Source organism: uncultured Campylobacter sp. (assembly GCF_938030685.1).
Classification (GTDB): Bacteria; Campylobacterota; Campylobacteria; order Campylobacterales; family Campylobacteraceae; genus Campylobacter_B.
Map to the genome: position 1 here is coordinate 1 of NZ_CALHHX010000076.1, position 1615 is coordinate 1615.

Genomic DNA, 1615 nt, shown 5'->3' on the forward strand with positions numbered 1-1615 from the left:
CTCCTTGCTTAGCAGATGGACGTGAAAATCAAGCGTTTGCATCGGGGATCCTTGGAAAAATTTTGCCGAGTTTATATCAAATTGCGGTAAATGGTTAGAATTTTAAATTCGGGTTTAAATTTAAGCTCCGCGCCCTGCCGCGCCTTTAAATTTTAAAATTTAAACCTCCCCGAAAGAGCCGCTAATTGATATTTAATGCCGTTTTAAAGCTATGGCGATATACTTGCGATTTGAAAAGTTATTTCAATTAAGGAGCGAAGATGGAGTTTGAAATTTTAGAAAATTCCGCCGATTTTAAGCCTAGCGACCTAGATGAGATAATGGTCTCGATCGGCTGGGATACGGAGCAAAACGCAGCCTCCGTTCCGCCGCACGAGACATACAGGGTGTGGCGCACCTATGATTACGTGGCGATCGCCAAAACTCAGGGCAAGACCGTGGGGGTGCTGGAGGCGTTTTGCGACCGCGATAACTTCGCTACGAGCTATCTTTACTGCGTGATAGTTCATAAGGATTATCAAAGGCGCGGTATCGGCACGGCGCTCGTAAATGCCTTTAATAAGCGCTTTGCGCACACCACCACCTTTGTCGTGACCCCTCTGCACAAGGCTGAGGGCGCCGGAGAATTCCTACAAAAGTGCGGCTTTAAGGACGCGTCGGAGCACTTTACGATCCACATGAGGAAGCGAAATTCGATCTAGCGAGCATAAATTTTAAAATTTTATGAGCTTTGGTTCTAAAACGGTTGGAATTTTAAATTTAGCTATGAGCTGCTATAATCGCTAAAATTTAAGGAGCCAAAATGATCACTATGCAGATCCAAAGCGGCGTCGATCGCGATACTCTCGAAACTTTTAAGAAGCTTTTTTTAAAAATTGATCCCTCCGCACAGATCACTCTAAGCGGCGAGAAAAATTCAGAAACGATTCTATCGGAGTTTAAATCCGGCGAAAGTTACGACGAGATAAAAAGCGGAATGGATGCAGATTTAAAATCATACGCAAACGGCGATCTAAGCGGCTTCGATGAGCTAGGCAAGGGCTGGAAAAATTGAAAATAATCCAGTCTAAAAGATTTCGTGCACAACTTAGCAAGATAGTAGAATTTATCGCAGAGCACTCAGAGGATGCGGCGGAAAATTTTAAAAACGAGCTTTTTACGCGAGCAGGCGAGCTTGGCTTTATGCCGTACAAATTTCGTAGATCAAAAAGCTTTGACGATGATAAAATTAGAGATTTCATATTTAAGGGTTTCGTAATCCCATATCTAATAGACGAACCCAACGATACGATCGTTATCCTGGCGATATTTAAGCAAAATTTATTGAGATAGCTTGACGCCTGTTTAAAAACATCCGCGTTTAAATTCCGCGCCCCGTTTATTAAAACCACTCATTCGCCGCCGCTACAGCGCCAAAAAAAATCAACCGCTCCTCCCCGCTAAATCACCGCATATTCACGCCGGGCGCCGTAAATTTCAATTCTACGCGCAGCGTGCGAAAACAACTCCGCTCGCCCCCCTGCATAAAAGCAAACCTAAAAGAATTTTCGGCTACAATTGCCCCCAAATAAAGGCAAAATATGAAAGAAATCTCGCTACTAAGGCTCTCGCTCGC

At 44.0% G+C, this 1615-nt stretch carries 3 protein-coding genes; all 3 read left to right on the forward strand.

Annotation, left to right across the window (positions count from 1 at the left end):
- Nucleotides 1–260 precede the first annotated feature (260 nt).
- The 3 genes from Q0369_RS03345 to Q0369_RS03355 all read left to right on the forward strand — a co-directional run bounded on the left by Q0369_RS03345 (nucleotide 261) and on the right by Q0369_RS03355 (nucleotide 1332).
- The gene (locus Q0369_RS03345; protein WP_298095975.1) at nucleotides 261–701 is read left to right on the forward strand and encodes a GNAT family N-acetyltransferase; all 441 of its coding nucleotides are present in this window, start codon (nucleotides 261–263) and stop codon (nucleotides 699–701) included.
- 101 nt (nucleotides 702–802) lie between these two features.
- On the forward strand, nucleotides 803–1054 hold the full coding sequence (locus Q0369_RS03350; RefSeq protein ID WP_298095978.1) for a hypothetical protein: 252 nt from the start codon (nucleotides 803–805) through the stop codon (nucleotides 1052–1054).
- Nucleotides 1051–1332, forward strand: a complete 282-nt coding sequence (locus tag Q0369_RS03355) for a type II toxin-antitoxin system RelE/ParE family toxin (RefSeq protein ID WP_298095981.1) — start codon at nucleotides 1051–1053, stop codon at nucleotides 1330–1332. The genes Q0369_RS03350 and Q0369_RS03355 overlap by 4 nt, the downstream gene beginning before the upstream one ends.
- Nucleotides 1333–1615: the final 283 nt, after the last annotated feature.

Coding starts and splice junctions, on each gene's coding strand:
- Q0369_RS03345 (WP_298095975.1), top strand. CDS start 261: ATGGAGTTTGAAATTTTAGAAAATTCCGCCGATTTTAAGCCTAGCGAC.
- Q0369_RS03350 (WP_298095978.1), top strand. CDS start 803: ATGATCACTATGCAGATCCAAAGCGGCGTCGATCGCGATACTCTCGAA.